At 70.5% G+C, this 17,255-nt stretch carries 8 protein-coding genes; 2 read left to right on the forward strand and 6 right to left on the reverse strand.

Annotated features, from left to right (window positions below):
• Nucleotides 1-43: 43 nt before the first annotated feature.
• Nucleotides 44-460: a hypothetical protein gene (locus tag ACI2LY_RS04520; RefSeq protein WP_404705828.1), complete on the reverse strand. Its 417-nt coding sequence runs from the start codon at nt 458-460 to the stop codon at nt 44-46.
• A complete protein-coding gene (locus tag ACI2LY_RS04525; RefSeq protein WP_404705829.1) occupies nt 460-7,341 on the reverse strand; it encodes a polymorphic toxin-type HINT domain-containing protein in 6,882 nt (2,293 codons plus the stop codon). Before ACI2LY_RS04525 ends, ACI2LY_RS04520 begins: the two co-directional genes overlap by 1 nt.
• A 351-nt stretch (nt 7,342-7,692) precedes the next feature.
• Between ACI2LY_RS04525 and ACI2LY_RS04530 the strand changes: the two genes are divergently transcribed.
• Complete coding sequence (locus ACI2LY_RS04530; protein ID WP_404705830.1) at nt 7,693-10,668, forward strand: FG-GAP repeat domain-containing protein; 2,976 nt, start codon at nt 7,693-7,695, stop codon at nt 10,666-10,668.
• A 90-nt stretch (nt 10,669-10,758) separates the two neighbouring features.
• Here the strand turns inward: ACI2LY_RS04530 and ACI2LY_RS04535 are convergent, their stop codons facing one another.
• The 4 genes from ACI2LY_RS04535 to ACI2LY_RS04550 form a co-directional block, all read right to left on the reverse strand.
• Nucleotides 10,759-12,843, reverse strand: coding sequence for a SpoIIE family protein phosphatase (locus tag ACI2LY_RS04535; protein WP_404705831.1), 2,085 nt, complete (start codon nt 12,841-12,843; stop codon nt 10,759-10,761).
• A gap of 101 nt (nt 12,844-12,944) precedes the next feature.
• The gene (locus tag ACI2LY_RS04540; protein ID WP_404705832.1) at nt 12,945-13,850 is read right to left on the reverse strand and encodes a hypothetical protein; all 906 of its coding nucleotides are present in this window, start codon (nt 13,848-13,850) and stop codon (nt 12,945-12,947) included.
• Nucleotides 13,847-14,752: an ABC transporter ATP-binding protein gene (locus ACI2LY_RS04545; protein ID WP_404705833.1), complete on the reverse strand. Its 906-nt coding sequence runs from the start codon at nt 14,750-14,752 to the stop codon at nt 13,847-13,849. The genes ACI2LY_RS04540 and ACI2LY_RS04545 overlap by 4 nt, the downstream gene beginning before the upstream one ends.
• Complete coding sequence (locus tag ACI2LY_RS04550) at nt 14,727-15,140, reverse strand: GntR family transcriptional regulator (RefSeq protein ID WP_393912067.1); 414 nt, start codon at nt 15,138-15,140, stop codon at nt 14,727-14,729. Before ACI2LY_RS04550 ends, ACI2LY_RS04545 begins: the two co-directional genes overlap by 26 nt.
• Before the next feature lie 186 nt (nt 15,141-15,326).
• On the opposite strand from ACI2LY_RS04550, the gene ACI2LY_RS04555 reads away from it, so the two are divergent.
• On the forward strand, nt 15,327-17,225 hold the full coding sequence (locus ACI2LY_RS04555) for an alkyl/aryl-sulfatase (RefSeq protein WP_404705834.1): 1,899 nt from the start codon (nt 15,327-15,329) through the stop codon (nt 17,223-17,225).
• Nucleotides 17,226-17,255 lie beyond the last annotated feature (30 nt).

The raw sequence follows: 17,255 nt of genomic DNA on the forward strand, positions 1-17,255 counted from the left end.
GAAATAACCTGACGGGGCTTCATATCACTCGAACCGACGCGCTTTACCGGAGGCGGGATGCCACCTCCCTGGCTCCCCCCAACCCGCCTGAGAGCAACTTCTTTCGCTTCCCCCAGCCCTCGGCCCGGACGACAGCCTGGTCAAGGAGGTCGAGCACTTCCGTTCGCGCATCCCGCTCGGGATGCCTGGGGAGTGCCACCTGGACGACCAGCGATCGAAAGTCCTCCAGAAATGACCCGATTCTGATGCCGGAGAACTTCGGTCCGTAGACTTCTCCCGGAACGAAATAGGTCACCGTGAGATTGAACGGAACGTCGAACGACGCCTCGACCTCGCGCAATGACACCTGCAGAGAGTCGATCACGGAGGTCCACCGTCTGTCCTCGAGCCCACCGCCGATGACCGATCTCACCGTCAGAGGTTCAAGGGGCGCCTTCGCTTCCCCATCCATGTCCGTCATCACAATCCCAGATTCTTCTTCCCCGCGTGTGACTCTTTGTTGAAGGGTCCAGGCCAACGCTCCACGATCCATCTCTCCAGGTCAAGCATGTTCGAACGCGAACCACGCGTCAGGACGCGCATGCGCGCCGCACCCATCGCAGCCATGTTCCTCGCGGAGTACCGGCCTGCCGGATTCTGGGTGATGCCGGTCTTGAGGTAATCCCCATTGGCATCCTCCAGAACGTAGAGATAGTTCATCGCGGAACTGTTGCGTGAGTTTCCGTGGGTGGAGGGAGCCTGCTGTGGGCTCGGATTGAGACTGGCTCCCATCTGGCCGTTGGCCATCCTGGGCTGAGCCCCGGAGACACACGCACAGGCGGTCGAATGTCCCGCAACGCCGCCACCACAGTTGTGAACCAGAACCGGCGCGGCCCCCGCCAGCACGTAGTACGTATGCGCCTGCGTGACCGTCAGGTTGTAGACGGCCGCCTGTGCCGTCCATGCCTCGACCGCGCCGATCTGGACCCAGGTGCCCGAGGACGTCTGGAGCCATTGGCCGGGCTCGAGGTGGCCCGCGTCGATCCACTCCCGCAGGGTCGGGACCCAGAAGGGGTGACCGGCGGTCGCGGTGACCGTGGTTTTCGCCGTGGCGGAGGAGCCGTCGTGGACGGTCAGGGTGATGCGGACCAGGTCCTTCTGGCCCTTGCCCAGGATCTTCGCCGTGGCCGTCTGGACCGAGGTCTTCCCGGTCCTCGGGTCGGTCGCGACGACCTTGTCGCCGACCTTGACCTTCTCGATCGGCTTGGTCGACCCGTCGGCCATCAGGACCTTCGTCCCGGGGACGAAGCTGTTGGACTCACCGCCGACCGCCTCGCAGGCCGCGCCCTGGGCTTCCTCCCTGGCGGTGTCCTTGGCCTCCTCCCGGACCTCCTTCGCGGTGTTCTTGGCCGCACGCCGTACCTGCGACGGCCGGGGCCGCGCCTTCGGCTGGGAGCGGGGCTTGGCACGCGGCTTCGGACGTGCCGCCGCCTTCCGGGCCGCGGCCCGACGCGCCGCCGACCGCTTCGCCGCCGCACGGGCCGCGCGGGCACGTGCCTGCGCCGCCGCACGGCGAGCCGCCGCGCGCTTGGCCGCCGCGCGGGCCGCTGCCCGCTTGGCCGCCGCCCGCTTCGCCGCGGCCGCCTTGCGGGCCGCCTCCCGGCGGGCCTTGGCCGCCGCACGCTTCGCGGCCTCGATCGCCCGCTTGCGCGCCAGGGCCGCGGCGCGCCGGGCCGCCGCCTGGGCCGCCTTGCGCGCCGCGATGATCGCCGCGCGCCGGGCCGCCGCACGGATCGCCGCCTGGATGGCGATGCGGGCCGCGATACCGAGCACCACCACGACCGGGAAGAACTCGCCCGAGGGGTCGGAGAACGTGGCCGGGGCGTTGTTGCTGTAGGCGTACGGGTTCATCGTGGCCGGCTGACCGAAGTCGACCATCGGGTCGACGGTGAGGAACCTGCCGGTCAGCGGGTCGTAGTCGCGGGCGCCCAGCCGGGTCAGCCCCGTGTCCCGGTCGACCGTCCCGCCGACGAAGCCGCGCTGTCCGGGCCAGGCGGTGGGCTGTGTCCCGCGCTCCTCGCCGAACGGCATCGACTTGCGCCGGGTGACGCCCATCGCCGGGTCGACCATGTCCACGACCGTCTGGGACGTGCCATGGTGGTCGGCGAGCATCATCTGACGGACCCCGCCGGTCGCGCGGACCGTCGTGGAGCCGTCGGGATGCGGGTAGAAGCGCTCCGCCTTCGCCGTGGTGTTGGCCGCGTTGACGGTGAGCTCCGCGTCGCCGAGGTACAGCGTGCGACTGCCGTCCGCGCCGGTGCGGATCAGGCGTTCACCGTCCGCGCCGTAGAGGTAGGACGTGGTCTGCGTGCCGCCGCCCTCGACGGGCTGGCCCACCTTGCGCAGCTGGCCCTCGATGTCGTACTCGAGCGTCTGCTGGTTGCCGCCGTGCTGGCGGCCGGTGGTGTTGCCCGCCTTGTCGTAGGAGAAGGTGTTCAGGCGTTCGCCCTGCGGGCCGACGGACTTGATCTCCGCGAGCGCGTTCGGGCCGCCGACCCCGTCCTTGCCGTAGGTGTAGGTACGAGTGACGTCCTTCGCCGTGTCACCGGCCGCGTCGTGCTCGACCAGCCGCTTCCGGTTGCCCGCGTCGTCGTACTCGTACGACTGCCAGTAGGCGTCCGGGCCGCCGACCGTGGTCTTGGACGGTCCGGACGAGCAGTCGTCCGTCTTCGCCGTCCAGGCCGAGGTCATCTGCCGCAGCTGGTCGTGGACGAAGCACTGGGTGTCCGTCTTGCCCGCGTCCGGCGCGGCGCTGCCCGGCACGTCGGTGATCTTCGTGATGTTGCCCGCGTCGTCGTAGCCGTACCGCGTCTCGCTGATGCGGCCGGGGCTGACGGAGCGGTCGAAGGTGGCCGACTGGAGCCGACGGGTGAACTCGTCGTAGACGTAGGAGCCGTAGACCTTCTTGCCCGCCGGTCCCGCGTCGGTGCGCAGGATCTCGCCGAACGCCGAGTACTGCACGTCCGCGAGGTAGGTGGACGCGCCGCCGACGAAGATGGGCAGGTCGTCGGAGTTGTAGCGGAAGAGGACCCGCTCGGTCACCAGGCCGCCCAGACCGGGCACTTCGACCCAGGCGAGGTTGCCGGTGGGGGTGTAGGAGTAGGAATAGGTGTAGGTGCCTCCCAGCCCCGTCTCCTCGGCCGGGATCACCGTTTTGGTCGACTTCACCCGGTAGGCGTTGTCGTAGGCGGTGACCTCCTCCCGGTACTCACGACCGCCCTCGTAGCGGATCTGCGCGGTCGGCAGGCCCTTGACGAGGCTGTCGTACGTCCACTCCACGCGCTTGGGCCCGGTGTCGCTGCCCTCGCGCAGGGTGGTGGGGCGTCCGCCCTTGTCGTAGGTGGTGACCAGGGTCCGTTCGAGCGGGTCGACGGTGGCGACCACGTTGTCGGCGTTGTCGTAGCGCACTTCGGTGCGCCCGCCGTCGGGGTCGGTGCTCGCGGTCTGACGGCCGCGCTTGTCGTACTCGAAGACGGTGGCGGCGCCGCCGGGGGCGGTCACCTTGCGCAGGTTGTCGAGGTCGTCGTACTCGTAGAGGGTGTCCCGCCACTTGGTGCGGGCCTGGTCGGTGTACTCGCGCTGCCGCTCGACCCGGCCCTCGGCGTCCTCGAAGACCGCCGTGACCGTGTCGCCCTTGGGCGGGAGGGTGGTGGTGACGTCGCCGTCGCGCTCCGTCGTGGTGCGCAGCTTCTCGGCGCCGCGGTAGTAGGTGATCTCGGCGGTGGACTGGCCCAGGCCGTCGAAGAGGGTCCGGCTCTGGGACGGAACCTCGTTGTCGCCTACCAGCAGGAGCTTGGGTTCGGGCTCGGCCGCGTTGTAGTAGCCCTCGTTCTCCTTCCACTTGCGGCCCGCGCTGTCGTAGAAGGCGTCGTTGACGATCCGGCCCGCGCCGACCGCCTCGTCTTGCGTCTGGCGCTCGCGCCCCAGGCCGTCGAGGATCTCGTGGGAGACGGCGTACTGGCCGTTGTCCTTGAGCGTGCGGGTGGTCACGACGGTGGGGCCGTCACGACGTACCGCGTAGTCGTACGTCGCCGAGGGGGTCTGCGTCGCCGGGTCGCGGTCGATCTCCCAGACCTTCAGCAGCCGACCCAGCGGGTCGTACACCATGGTGGACGACTTGCCGTTGGTCTCGGTCTCCTTCAGCGGCAGACCGCGGACCGGGTCGAAGTCCGTGGTCTCCGTGTGGTCCAGTGGGTCGGTGGAGACCTGCTTCAGCGGCCGGGCCACCGTCGCGGGTGTGTAGGTGATCCACGTCTTGCGGTCGTCGGCGTCCCAGGTCGCGGTCTCACGGCCGTGGATGTCGTACTCGGTACGGTCGATCGTGACGTAGCCGTCGCCCGAGCCGTTCAACTCCTGGACCTGCGTGGGCAGACCCTTGGTGGGCGTCGCGCCGAAGGCCAGGCCGTCGTAGAACGTCCGGGTGTCCTCGACGACTTCGGGGTCCGCCGTGCCGCACGCGCCGAGCGTCGTCCTCTCACGGGACTCCGACTCGATTAGGTGCGCGCCCGTGTTGCGGGCGTACTCCACCGTCGAGCAACGGAGCTTGCCACCCGGCGTCTTCTCCTCGACGCGGTACGGCAGGCCGTAACTGTCGTACGTGGTGGTCTCGGTGGAGGTGCGCCAGGTCTCGCCCTTGACCCGCTCGCGGGTGCGGACGGTCTCCGGCCGGGTCATCCACGCTTCCAGGGGCGTGTTGCCGGTACGGGTCCGGGTGGCGGTCTTCACCGCCCAGGGCGTGGTGACCGTGGCGGAGTCGACGGGGCCGCCGTCGGACTCGTAGGTGAGCTGCTCCAGCAACTGCCCCTGGTACTGCGGCAGATCGCTGTACGTCTTGCCCTCGCTGTCCGTGATGGTGACGGAGCGGTTGCCGGAGGGCAGCTTGTCGCCGTGCATGCCGCGGAAGTAGCGGTGCTCGGTCAGCTGCTTGACGTCGTCGCCCGCGCCCTGCCGGGTGCGGACGCGCTCGTAGCCGCGGAACTGGGACCAGGTCCGGTGCTTGTTCTCGGTGAACTCGCTGTCGTCGTGGGCCCATCCGGCGCCGCCGAGGTACTCGTAGGAGGTGACCTTGGCGGGGCTGTCGGCGACCAGGTCCTCCTCACGCACCTCGCTGACGACGTACTTGTGGAACCAGTCCTTGACCGGGTTGAGGGCGCCCTTGGGGGTCCAGTACTGCGGGAAGCAGCGCATGGTGTTGGACTCGGGCGAGGCCGGCATCCGCCTGGGCTCCAGCGCCTGGCAGTCGCGCGGCGAGTAGGTGACGGCGATACGGCCGCCGGTCTCGGTGTCGATGGCGTGCACGCGGTAGCGGGAGAAGGGCGGCAGCCCCTCCACCCTGTCCACGCGGTTGTCCATCTGGAGACCGGAGAAGGTGACCTTCGGCATGTCGGCGGTGCCGCCCGCGCCGTGGCCGGTGCGGGTGATCGACTCCAGCCACAGGGCCGGGGAGGTGCCGTCACCGGTGGCCGGGAAGGACTGCTCCAGTGTCCAGGAGTCGACGACGCTCAGGGCGCTGCCGACGAGCACACTGGTGGTGATCTTCTTGAGCCGCTTCGTGGTCCAGAAGGTGGGTGCGTACTTGTCGGTGCACTTGGCGCCGGAGGCGCATTCCTGGTCCAGTGGGGTGTCCGGCCAATAACTGGCGTTGGTCGCGGTCCGCTTGGCCTCGGCGCAGTCGAACGACGTGTCGGGGACGCACCGTTCGGTGGTGGTGAAGGCGACCCGGCCCGCGGGCTGGGTGCCGAACAGCTTGTCGGCGCGCAGACCGTAGTCGATGCGGGAGAGCTGCGCGGCGCGGGTGTAGGAGATCTGCTGGTCGGCCTTCATGTTCTGGCCGTAGAAGTTGGCCTCCTTGGCCCACCACAGGGTCATGGCGTCACCGAGCGGGTCCACCACGTAGTCCAGGTTCCAGCGGTACGCCTGGGCGCAGTCGGAGTCCATGAAGGCGGTGGCGTGGCACGGCTCGCCGGGGTGGTTGCCGAACACCGGCACGGTGAGGGCGGAGTTGGTGACCGTGCCGTCCGGGGCGCCGGGCAGCTTGTTCAGCCCGAAGTGGTACTGCGTGCCGTCGGTGGTGGTCAGGACCCAGTGTTCGCCGTCCTTGGTGTCGTTGGCCGCGCCGCTCTTGTGCTGCAGGCGGGAGCCGTCGTCGTCGGCGGGACGCCACTCGTCGGTGCCGTCCTTCTTGACCAGTTCGGTGGTGTTGCCGCCGAGCGACATCACCACGTGGTCGGAGCCCCAGCACAAGTCACCGCTGTCGCCTGTGTTGTTGGGCTTCTTTCCGTCGATCTCGGCCTTGTCGTCGGAGCAGGAGCGGTAGCGGCGTTCGATGAAGCCCGGCTCGTAGTCCCAGCCCTCGGCGATCCAGGAGGATTGGGCGTTGGTGGAGGCGGTGCGGCCGTCCACGGCCTGGGACGAGTAGGAGAGTTCGACCTCGGGCTCGGGGCCGCCGGGGACCTCGGGCGCCTCGATCGGGTAGGTCCAGGCGAAGCCACCGGAGGAGGAGCCCGCCATCCAGGAGCCGGACGGCGACAGGGAGGTCGCCTCGTGGCTGCCGCCCGGCCCGGAGGCGGCGGCGGTCGCGGCCAGCACCATGGGCGCCGCCTTGGCCGCCGGAAGGTCGACGGCGCCGGAAACGGTCTGGCCGACCGGGTCGTTGGCGCCGTCGAGCGCGGTACGGGTGCGGCAGCGCTCCTGCTCGGGCGTGGTCAGCGCACACGCGGGCAGACGGTGCAGCTTGAGCCGGGTGCCCCAGTCGCCGCCGTAGGAGTCCTTGATGGAGGAGTAGTCCAGCTGGAGTTCGACGGCGCCGGACGCGGCGCGGGCGAGGCCGCCTTGGGCGGGTGCCGCGGTGAACAGTACGCCCTGGACACCGGCCTTGCGGGCGGCGGCGGGGCTCTTGACCTCGATCTGGACACCGCTGCCGGGGGCGGCTGCCGGAGACTTCACGGCTTGGCCGCGGGTCCGGACGCCGCCCGCGGCTCGGCCGGTCTTGCGGGCCTGATGGGCGCTCACCAGCCCGGTGTGGAGGGTGTTCTTGCCGTCGGCGGACAGCGGCACGCGCCGGGCCGTGGTGGGCGGAGCGTCGGTGACGAGGGTCGTGAAGTCGGCCGCCGCGACGGTGCCCGCCGTCGGCCTGAAGGTGACCCCGGCCTCGTCACGGACTTTGGGGCGCTTCCTGGCGTGATCCCTCCCCGGCACCGACGGGTCCTGCTTCAGCTCGGAGACGCGGGAGCTGCCGGAGGCGGCGCTCGCGTCGTCCGGTATCAGGCCGATGAACAGCAGGAGTCCGACGACCAGGGACACGGATCTGTGCCAGTGACCGAAGTACCTGAGATGTCTTATCAGTTGGTCCACAGATGGACCTCCCCCTCACTCTGAGTAACCACTTCTGTGAAGACTCAGAGAGTAGGCGATGATGATCACCTCTACAAGTAAAGCGAAAGCAATGCAACAATCCCCACTTGATCCATCAGTTGGCAAAGAACGCACCACACGTCACTATGATTCCGGGGGGATTCACACATGTCACACACATCACGAAGACGACGCCACGTCAGGGGCGTGGTCGGTACGACACTTGTCGCGGCTCTGACCCTGGCGGCCACCGGGGTGGCGCCGACCACGAGCGTCGCCGCCGGAAGTACAACGGCTACGTTGTCCCTTGACGCCGAGTCGGACGCCATGGCGAAGGCCGCACGGACCGGTGAGCCGGTCGAGGTGGCCGCCGCCCGCACCGAGACGAGCGAGACGTACGCGCTGCCGAACGGCAACCTCAGGCACACCCAGCACTCGATCCCCGTGCGGGTCAAGCGCGAGGGCGCGTGGACTCCGGTGGACACCACGCTCACCGAGGCGGGGGGCCGGATCACTCCCCGGGCCACGCCCGGCCGGGTGAGCTTCTCGGCGGGCGGTGACACGAGTCTGGTCACCTTGGCCGACCGGGGCGGCGAACTCTCCCTCACCTGGCCCGAGCCTCTGCCGCAGGCACGGCTCGACGGCTCCACCGCCACGTATCCCGAGGTCTTCCCCGGTGTGGACCTCGCCGTCCGGGCCGGTGTGGACGGATTCAGCCAGGCCCTGATCGTGAAGACACCCGAGGCCGCGGACCGGCCGGAACTGGCCGAGATCGGTTTCGGACTCCACACCGAGGGCCTGGAGGTGCACAAGGACACCTCGGCGGGCACGATCCGGGCCGTGAACGCCGCGGGCCAGACGGTGTTCGCCTCCTCGACGGCCCGGATGTGGGACTCCTCCGCCAGGGCCGAGGAAGCACCGGCCTCCCGGTCGGCGCGGCAGGCTCCCACTGCCGCCGCTCCCGCGAGCGCGGAGCCCTCCCCGCTCACCCCCGGCACCAAGAGCAGCACGGTCGGTGTCGAGATCACCGACGAACAGGTCCTGCTGACGCCGGATCAGGCTCTGCTCAACGCCCCCGATACCCGGTTCCCGGTCTACATCGACCCGCGGATGACCGGTACGCGCGAGGCGTGGACGATCGCCTACAAGCCGCATCCGAGCAGCAGCTACTGGAACGGCACCGGCTGGGACGGCGGCACCACGAGCGAGGCGCGCGTCGGCTACGAGTCCTCGACGGGCGGCACGGCCCGCTCCTTCTTCCGGGTCGGCTCGAAGTTCCTGGCCGGGGTGAAGGTGGTCGACGCGCAGTTCCAGATCACCGAGACGCATTCATGGTCCTGCACGCCCAAACCGGTGGAGCTGTGGCTGACCGGCGGCATCAGCTCCTCGACCACCTGGAGCAAGCAGCCGTCCTGGGCCACCCGCCAGGACAGCCGCAACTACGCCCACGGCAACGAGACTTACGGTTGTCCCAATGCGGCGGTCGACTTCACCGCCAAGGACGCGGCGGTCAAGGCCGCCGCGGGCAAGTGGTCCAACATCACCTTCGGGCTGCGTGCTCCGCAGAGCGCCGAGGACGGCAAGGACGCCTACAGCTGGAAGAAGTTCAAGCCGGACGCCAAGCTGATCGTGGAGTTCAACCGGCCGGCGAAGGCTCCGTGGGACCTCGACACGGTTCCCAGCACCAAGGTGAGCAGTACCGAATGCGGCAACGGCACGTCGTACGTCACGCTCGGCAACACCGATGTCCAGTTGACGGCGCAGGTCTGGGACCCCGACGGAGGTGACGTCAACGTCCAGTTCCACCTGTGGGCCACCGGCAAGCACGACGTCTCGCCCGGCATCCTCCTCGACAAGAAGGTGAAGGTCACCGTCAAGGCGAGCGACTCGAAGGGGGCCCGGGCCCGCGTCACCGTGCCCAAGGACCTGTTGGCAGCCCACATCGGCGCCAGCAACGGGCAGTTCTCCTGGAAGGCGCAGGCGGAGGACACCGCCGACGCCGCGTTCGCCTCCGACTGGACGCCGACGCAGGGCGCGTCCGGCTGCCGGTTCGGCTTCGACCCGAAGGCGCCGACCGTGATGCCGAAGGTCAGCTCCAAGGACGGTCTGTTCCCCGAGACGACACCGGACGGGGAACCGGTCGAGGGCGCGCTCGCCCGCACCGAGGGCCAGTTCGAGTTCGGCGCCAACGGCGAGACGGGGGCGACGGACTACCTGTACGGCCTGGACCGCACCCCGCCGAGCACCTCGGCCAAGCCCACGAGCAAGGGCGGCCCGGCGACGGCCAGACTCACCCCGCTGACTCCGGGACCGCACACGCTGTACGTGCGCATCGTGGACGCGGGCGGCAACATGGGCCCGGTCTATCCGTACCGCTTCTACGTCAAGAGCCCGGGAGTGATGGACAAGCCCGGCGACGTCAACGGTGACGGCGCGCCGGACTTCTTCGCCGTCGATGAACCGGGCAACCTGCGCCTCTACGGCGGTACGGGCAACGGTGCGATGGCGACCATGGTGCCGCTGTCCTCGTCCGGGGGCTGGAGCGGCGCTCTGCTGACGCACCGCGGCGACTGGACCGAGGACTTCTACGAGGACCTGGTCGCCCGCCGTCCCGACGGCAAGCTGTGGCTCTACCCCAACAACGGACTGGGCGAGTTCACCGAGGACACCAAGCAGGAGGTCTACTTCTTCGCCGACCCCGAGACCGGGGCCGTCATCGATCCGGCCACCATCAGGCAGATCGTCTCGGTCGGCGACATCACTCCCGACAGCGAGTCGACCAACCCGGACTTCGTCGCGGTCATCGGCGACCAGCTGTGGTTCCTGCCCGGCTACACCTACGGCAGCATCGACGCGGGCTATCTGATCGGCAGCACCGGCTGGGGCAAGATGCACCTGGCGTCGCCGGGAGACGTGGACGGGGACGGGTTCACGGACCTGATCGCCCGCAACACCCAGACCGGTGAGCTGTGGCTGTACCACGGTCGCGGTCCTGGCGACGCGGACGGTGACGGCGTCTTCGACGGGGGCACCGACCCGGCCTCGCTGGGTGTCGGGACCAATCGCACGGCGTACGCCACCGGTTGGACCACGACGGCCCGTCCCCTGCTGACGGCTTCCGGTGACTCCAATGGTGATGAGGTGCCAGACCTGTGGAGCACCACAGCGAGCACCACGGCCGGTCTGGAGTTCGTCCCCGGCCGCCGCACCGGTCCGGTCGGCCCGCCGGTGACGGTCGGTACGGGCGGCTGGCAGGCGATCAGAGCGATCTCCTGAGCAGGGCGTAGGAACATGGCCGAGGGGTTGCCGCGGAAGTGTCCGCGGCAACCCCTCAGTCGCATGCCGTCGCCCGTCCTCGAAGACGGCTCACTCGTCGCCCTCCTCCCCCGCCCCCGGCGTGTCCACCTCCGCCCAGATCGTCTTCCCGCCCCCGCTGTCGTACCGGGTCCCCCACCGGTCCGCGAGCTGGGAGACGATGAACAGCCCGCGTCCGCCCTCGTCGCCCTCCTGTGCGTGCCGGAGCAGGGGTGCGTTGCCGCCCGCGTCGGAGACCTCGATGGTGAGGGCCTGGTCGAAGATGAGGCGGAGGCGGGCGGGTGGGGAACCGTGGCGGACGGCGTTTCCGGCGAACTCGCTGACGATCAGCTGGCCGTTGAAGCGGACGTCCTCGTCGAGTCCCCACTCGCTGAGGTACCGCTCGCAGCAGGCGCGGGCGGCCTCGGCGGCCTGGGGGCCGTCGGGCAGGGAGAGGGTGGCCACGCGTTCGCGGGGGAAGGCCATGACCCGGCACACCAGTACCTGCGCCTCGACCGCGCGCGGGTGGGAGGTGAGCAGGGGGGCCAGTTCGTCGCAGAGGGCGCGCGGGTCGACGCCGTCGGAGTCGTCGGGGAGCCGGTCCAGCGCCTCGCGCAGCAGGCCGGGGACGGCGCCGGGGTCGTCGGTGAGGCCGGGGGTGTGCAGGATCAGCAGCGACTCGGGCGGGACGGCGGCGGTGACGGACGGGATCGGCTCGGCCGGACCGCCGAGGTGGGGGCCCTCGGGGGTGGCGATGGTGTCGATGGTGCCGTCGGGGCGGACGAGGACGATCTCGGGTCCGCCCGCCCGTGCGACGGTGACCTCGCAGGACAGCGGGTCCCACTCCGCGTACGTGCACCCGGCGCGCAGGGGGCCGGACTTCCGCTGTGCCGCGCTCCGGTCGCGGGCCAGCGTGGCGGTCGTACGGCTCAGCCGCGCCAGCAGTTCGCCGGGCTGGAGGTCGAGCGTGGCGAGGGAACGCCCGGCGGTTCTCAGCTCGCCCATGGTGGTGGCCGTCCGTACGCCGAACCCGGTGACCTGTCCGACGGCCAGGCCGGTACGGGCGCCGGACAGCGGCATCACGTCGAACCAGCCGCCCCCGCTCTCCTCGCCGGGCAGCCGCAGGTCCGCGATGTCGAGCGCGGCGCCGGTCGGTGGCTGTCGGGGCAGCAGCGAGTGCTGGATGGCCAGCGCGATGGTGTGTTCGCGGTGGAAGCGCCGGGCGTGGTCCAGGCACCGTGCCGTGTGCGCGCAGACCTTCTCCACGAGGGCGATGTCCTCGGGGGAGAACGGCGCCGGTGTCTCGCCCCGGTAGAGCAGCAGCAGGCCGAGTACGGTGCCCTGCCGGGTGATCGGGGCGGCGAGCAGCGCGTGCGCTCCGGCCGCGCGCAGCAGGCGTTTCAGCGCGGGTTCGGCGTCCAGCCAGCCGGTGTCGGTCTCGGTGTCGGTGGCTCGCGGAACGCGGGCGGCCAGGAGGGGGGCGAAGGGCCGCTGGTCGGCGGGCCAGATCCGGCTGTCCTCGGGGACGCCGCCGCACGCGATCGGGCACAGTGGCTCCGGGTGGTGCGGGGCCAGCGGCGGGGGTTCGCCCTGGGTCAGGTGTTCGGCGAGGGCGATGACGACGGTGTCGGCGGCGCCGGGGACGAGTGCCTCGGCGAGTTCGGTGCAGGTGGTGTCGTGGTCGAGCGTGTCCCCCACCTCGCCCTGGATGGCGGCCAGGCGGCGCAGCGGGTCGGCGGCGGCCTGGTCCCTCTCGTCGGGGGTGATGTCCGCGATCGTGCAGACGAGCCCGGCACTCTCCTGGCCGGGCGGCGCCGGAAAGAAGGAGAGCGACAGGGTCCTGGGGCTCTGCCGGAGGGTGCGCTGGGTGCGGACCAGCCGGTTCAGGGAGGCGACGCCGCTGGTACGTACCTCGCGCGCGTCGGCCGTCTCGGCCTCGGGGTCGCGCAGCGGGAGCACGTCGGTGAGCGCCTGGCCGGTCAGCTCCTCGGCGGTGCTCGACAGCAGGCGGTGCGCGGCCTCGTTGCACTCGGTGACGCGCAGCTCGTCGTCGAGGACGAGGATCGCCAGGGGTGATGCGGCAAGGGCCTCGCAGGCCACGCGCATGGCCTCCGGGCAGGTCTCAAGGGTGCGCTCGCGTCGGGCGTCGCCTTCCATGGCACCTCCCCTAACCAGCATGCGCAAGGTGCTGGCGGGGCGCACTCCGGGCGGGGTTCCGCCCCGGCGATCGTTGCCGCCGGGGCGGACCCGCGTACGGATCAGGCCGTGCGGCGCCGGATGACGCGGAAGGAGGCCAGGACGAACAGCGCCGCCACCGCCAGCACCAGCACGCTGGAGGCGATCTGGAACGGCCAGTAGTCGCCGGTGTCCAGGGCGTTGATGAGGTAGGCGTCCTGCGGCAGCGCGTCGTAGAACATCAGACCGAATACGGCGCCGGGGTGATATCCGTCGACCTTGGAGAGCACCGGGAGGTCGAGCAGCAGCATCGCGCGCGAGCGGACGAGCAGCGCGGCCACCAGCCAGGTCAGGAGCGGGGCGGCGACGAGCGTGGGCCACAGGCGCCGCAGGAGAGTGCCGGTCAGGGCACCGGCGGCGACGCCGAGGAGGACGTACGCGACGGTGACGGGGCCGATCGTGTAGTACGCGTTCTGCCGCTCGGCGCCGTAGGTGAGCAGGTTGAGGCCGAAGGCGTGGACGACGCTCATCCGGTACAGCGCCACCAGCGGGACGGTCAGCACCACGAGGATCGCCGCCAGCACCGCCCAGCGGACGCCGAACCAGCGCCGGGGGGTGACCGTCTGGGTGAGGGCGAGGACCACACGCCGGGACTCCCATTCACGTGCGGTCAGCACACCAGTGAGGAGCGCGGCGGCCAGGGCCGGTTGGAAGGCGAGCATGGCGCCGTCATCCATGAGTTTCGCGGTCATGGTGTGGGCGTCGTCCGTGTAGCGCCCGAAATGGTACGCCTCGCCGCCGACGCGGTCGCGCAGGGCGATGGCGTCGGCCCAGCCGTGGTAGTGGTACACGATCTGCACGCCGATGCGCAGGGCCAGCAACAGGAGGATCGCGCCGGCGAACCAGCACTGGCGCAGGGCTATCCCCGCGAGGGGTCGGAGACGGCCGGGGCGGGTCGGCTTCGGTGCGGCGGCGATGGTGGCGCTCATGCGGCGGTGTCCTTGCGGTGCGGTGTCGCGGCGGGAAGGGACGAGCCGGTGAGGTGGGCGAGCACCAGTTCCTCCACGGAAGGAGGCCGGACCTCCCAGTCGGCGGGCAGCGGACGCTCGCGGAGGATCAGGGCGCTGGTGCCGCGCCCGGCGGGGCGGGACTCGACGACGGCGTGGCCGTCGAGCCGCTCGGCGCCCCCGGCGAAGGCCACCACCGCGTGGGCGTCGGTCAGTTCGTCCATGTCGCCGCACAGCCGGGCCGTACCGCGGTCGAGGAGCAGCAGGTGGTCGCAGACGTCGGTCAGCTCGGACAGGATGTGCGACGACATGATCACCGTGGCGCCGGTGTCGGCGACATGCGCCATGAGCAGGCCCATTAGCTCCTGGCGGGCGAGCACGTCCAGGTCCGCCATCGGTTCGTCGAGCAGCAGCAGGTCGGCCCGCTTGCCGAGGGCGAGGGCCAGGGCGATCCGGGTCCGTTCGCCGCCGGACAGGTTGCCGACGCGGTCGCCCTTGCCGAAGCGGGACGGGTCGGCGAACCGCTCCGCCAGTTCGGCGTCCCAGTTGCCCTCGTTGAGCCGTGCGCCCAGGCGCAGCGTCTCGGCGACCGTGAACCGGGGGAACAGGGGGCGGTCCTGGGCCAGGTAGGCGACTCGCGGATGGCCGATGCGCGCGGGCCCGCCGAAGACCTCGACGGAGCCGGAGGTGGGACGCTGCAGGCCGGCCGCCAGCTCCAGGAGGGTCGACTTGCCCGCGCCGTTCGGTCCGACGAGCGCGCAGACGACCCCGGCGGGGACGGCGAAGGCGCAGCCGTCGAGCGCGTCCGGACCGCCGCGCCGGTATCTCCGTCTGACGCCGTCCGCGGCGAGCGCCGCTTCAGGGCTGCTGGTGGGGAACGACATCGGGTTCCTTCGGTGAGTAGAGGTCTTCGACCACGGCGGTGAACAGCGCGGCGAGGTCCTCGCGCTCCAGTCCCGCCGCACGGGCGCGCGCGGCCACGTCCGCCAGCTCCGCCCGCCAGGGCGAGTCGCCGGACGAGGCGCCCAGCGTGCCGGTGATGAACGTCCCGTGCCTGCGCCGGGTCTCGACCAGGCCCTGGGACTCGAGCTCGCGGTAAGCCTTGAGCACGGTGTTGGGGTTGAGCGCGGTCGCCTCGACGACCGCACGGGCGGTCGGCAGACGGTCACCTGGTTCCAACTGGCCCAACCTCAGGGCCTGTTGGACCTGCTGGACGATCTGGACGTAGCTCGGCACCCCACTGGACCGGTCGATCCGGAAGGCGAACGCCACGAGTGATCCCCCGCTTTCAACCAATGAACTAGTGGAATAATGCATTGAGTGTTCCGGGCACGTCAAGGGGTGCTCGCCCTGGCGTGACGGAGTGCCCGGGTCCCCTGAATGGGCGGGTGCGCTCGCCTGCGCTGCGGCTGTGGGGAAGGGTGGGCGGGGCCGAGTGTCACCGCGAGGGAGTCCCCCATGGCCGAGACCAGCGAGCCCAAGGCCGCGGAACCGAGCATCACGACGGGCAACGCCGCGATCCACGAGCAGTACCCCTTCGACGACACACGGGACTTCGAGGACGCGCGCCGAGGCTTCGTCGGCACCGCCGAGGAGACCGTGGTGCGCGGCGAGGACGGCGAGGTGTGGGACCTGGGCGCATACGGGTTCCTCGACCGGGACTGCCCGCCCACCGTCAACCCCAGCCTGTGGCGTCAGAGCCGTCTCGCGGCCCTGCACGGTCTGTTCGAGGTGACCGAGGGCATCTACCAGGTCCGGGGGTTCGACCTGTCCAACATGACGATCGTCGAGGGCGACACCGGCATCCTGGTGATCGATCCCCTGATCAGCACGGAGACGGCCGCGGCGGCCCTCGCGCTGTACCGCCGCCACCGCGGCGATCGGCCGGTCACCGGTGTGCTGTACACACATAGCCACGTCGACCACTTCGGCGGTGTCAGAGGTGTGCTCAGCGATGAGGACGTCGCGGGCGGGGTGCCGGTCATCGCCCCCGAGGGCTTCCTGGAGCACGCGGTCAGCGAGAACGTCTACGCCGGTACGGCCATGGGGCGCCGGGCCGCCTACATGTACGGGGCCGCCCTGCCCACCGGTGAGCGCGGGCAGATCGGCGCCGGGCTCGGGCAGACCACGTCCACCGGCACCGTCACCCTGATCCCGCCCACCCTGTATGTCACGCACACCGGGCAGACGGAAACGGTAGATGGCATCCATATGGTCTTCCAGCTCACGCCGGGCACCGAGGCCCCGGCCGAGCTGAACATCCACTTCCCCGACCACGCGGCGCTGTGCATGGCCGAGAACGCAACCCACAACCTGCATAACCTGCTCACCCTGCGCGGCGCCCAGGCACGCAACCCACATGTGTGGGCCCACTACCTCACCGAGGCAATTCAGCTGTTCGCCACACATGTGGACGTGGTCTTCGCCTCCCACCACTGGCCGACGTGGGGACGGGAGCGCGTCGTCACCTTCCTGTCCGAGCAGCGCGACCTGTACGCGTATCTGCACGACCAGACCCTGCGCATGCTCAACGAGGGCATGACGCCGCTGGAGATCGCCGAGGCCATGGAGATGCCCCCGGCCCTGGAGCGCGCCTGGCACACCCACGGCTACTACGGCTCGGTCAGCCACAACACCAAGGCGGTCTACCAGCACTACCTGGGCTGGTTCGACGGCAACCCCGCCCACCTGTGGGAGCACCCCCCGGTCGAGGCCGCCACCCGTTACGTCGATTTCATGGGCGGAGCGGACACCGTGCTGCGCCGGGCCCGCGAGTCCTACGCGGCGGGTGACTTCCGCTGGGTCGTGCAGGTCGTCAACCACGTCCTCTTCGCCGACCCCGGCAACGCCGAGGCACGGGCCCTCCAGGCGGACGCCCTCGAACAGCTCGGCTACGGCAGCGAGAACGGCACCTGGCGCAACTTCTACCTCACCGGCGCCCTGGAACTCCGCGAGGGCCCGGTCGGCACCCCCACGGTGGCCGCCTCCCCGGACATCATGCGCGCCCTGCCCCTCCCTCAGCTCCTCGACTCCCTCGCCATCCGGGTCGACGGGCCACGCAGCTGGGAGGCCGACCTCTCCATCCGGTTCCGGCTGCGCGACGCCAACCCGGTCACCCTGCGGCTGCGCAACGGTGTCCTGATCCACACGGCGGGCACGACACCGGGCGAGCGCGCCCCCGACACCGAGATCACCCTCACCGAGGCCGACCTACGGGCGCTTCTCCTCGGCACGAACACGCTCACCGACCTCGCGGCCCAGAACCGCGCCGAGATCTCCGGCGACCCGGGCAAGCTGACCGACCTGTTCACCCACCTCACCGCCCCCGACCCGGACTTCACCATCGTCACCCCGTGAGCCGACCCCGGAATGCCTCGTCCGAAGTGC

The organism is Streptomyces sp. NPDC002176 (assembly GCF_044903645.1).
Lineage (GTDB): Bacteria > Actinomycetota > Actinomycetes > Streptomycetales > Streptomycetaceae > Streptomyces.

What these genes read in the sequence shown, in the direction of transcription:
- ACI2LY_RS04535 (WP_404705831.1), bottom strand. Translation starts at nt 12,843, where the DNA reads ATGGAAGGCGACGCCCGACGCGAGCGCACCCTTGAGACCTGCCCGGAG.
- ACI2LY_RS04540 (WP_404705832.1), bottom strand. Translation starts at nt 13,850, where the DNA reads ATGAGCGCCACCATCGCCGCCGCACCGAAGCCGACCCGCCCCGGCCGT.
- ACI2LY_RS04520 (WP_404705828.1), bottom strand. Translation starts at nt 460, where the DNA reads ATGACGGACATGGATGGGGAAGCGAAGGCGCCCCTTGAACCTCTGACG.
- ACI2LY_RS04545 (WP_404705833.1), bottom strand. Translation starts at nt 14,752, where the DNA reads ATGTCGTTCCCCACCAGCAGCCCTGAAGCGGCGCTCGCCGCGGACGGC.
- ACI2LY_RS04555 (WP_404705834.1), top strand. Translation starts at nt 15,327, where the DNA reads ATGGCCGAGACCAGCGAGCCCAAGGCCGCGGAACCGAGCATCACGACG.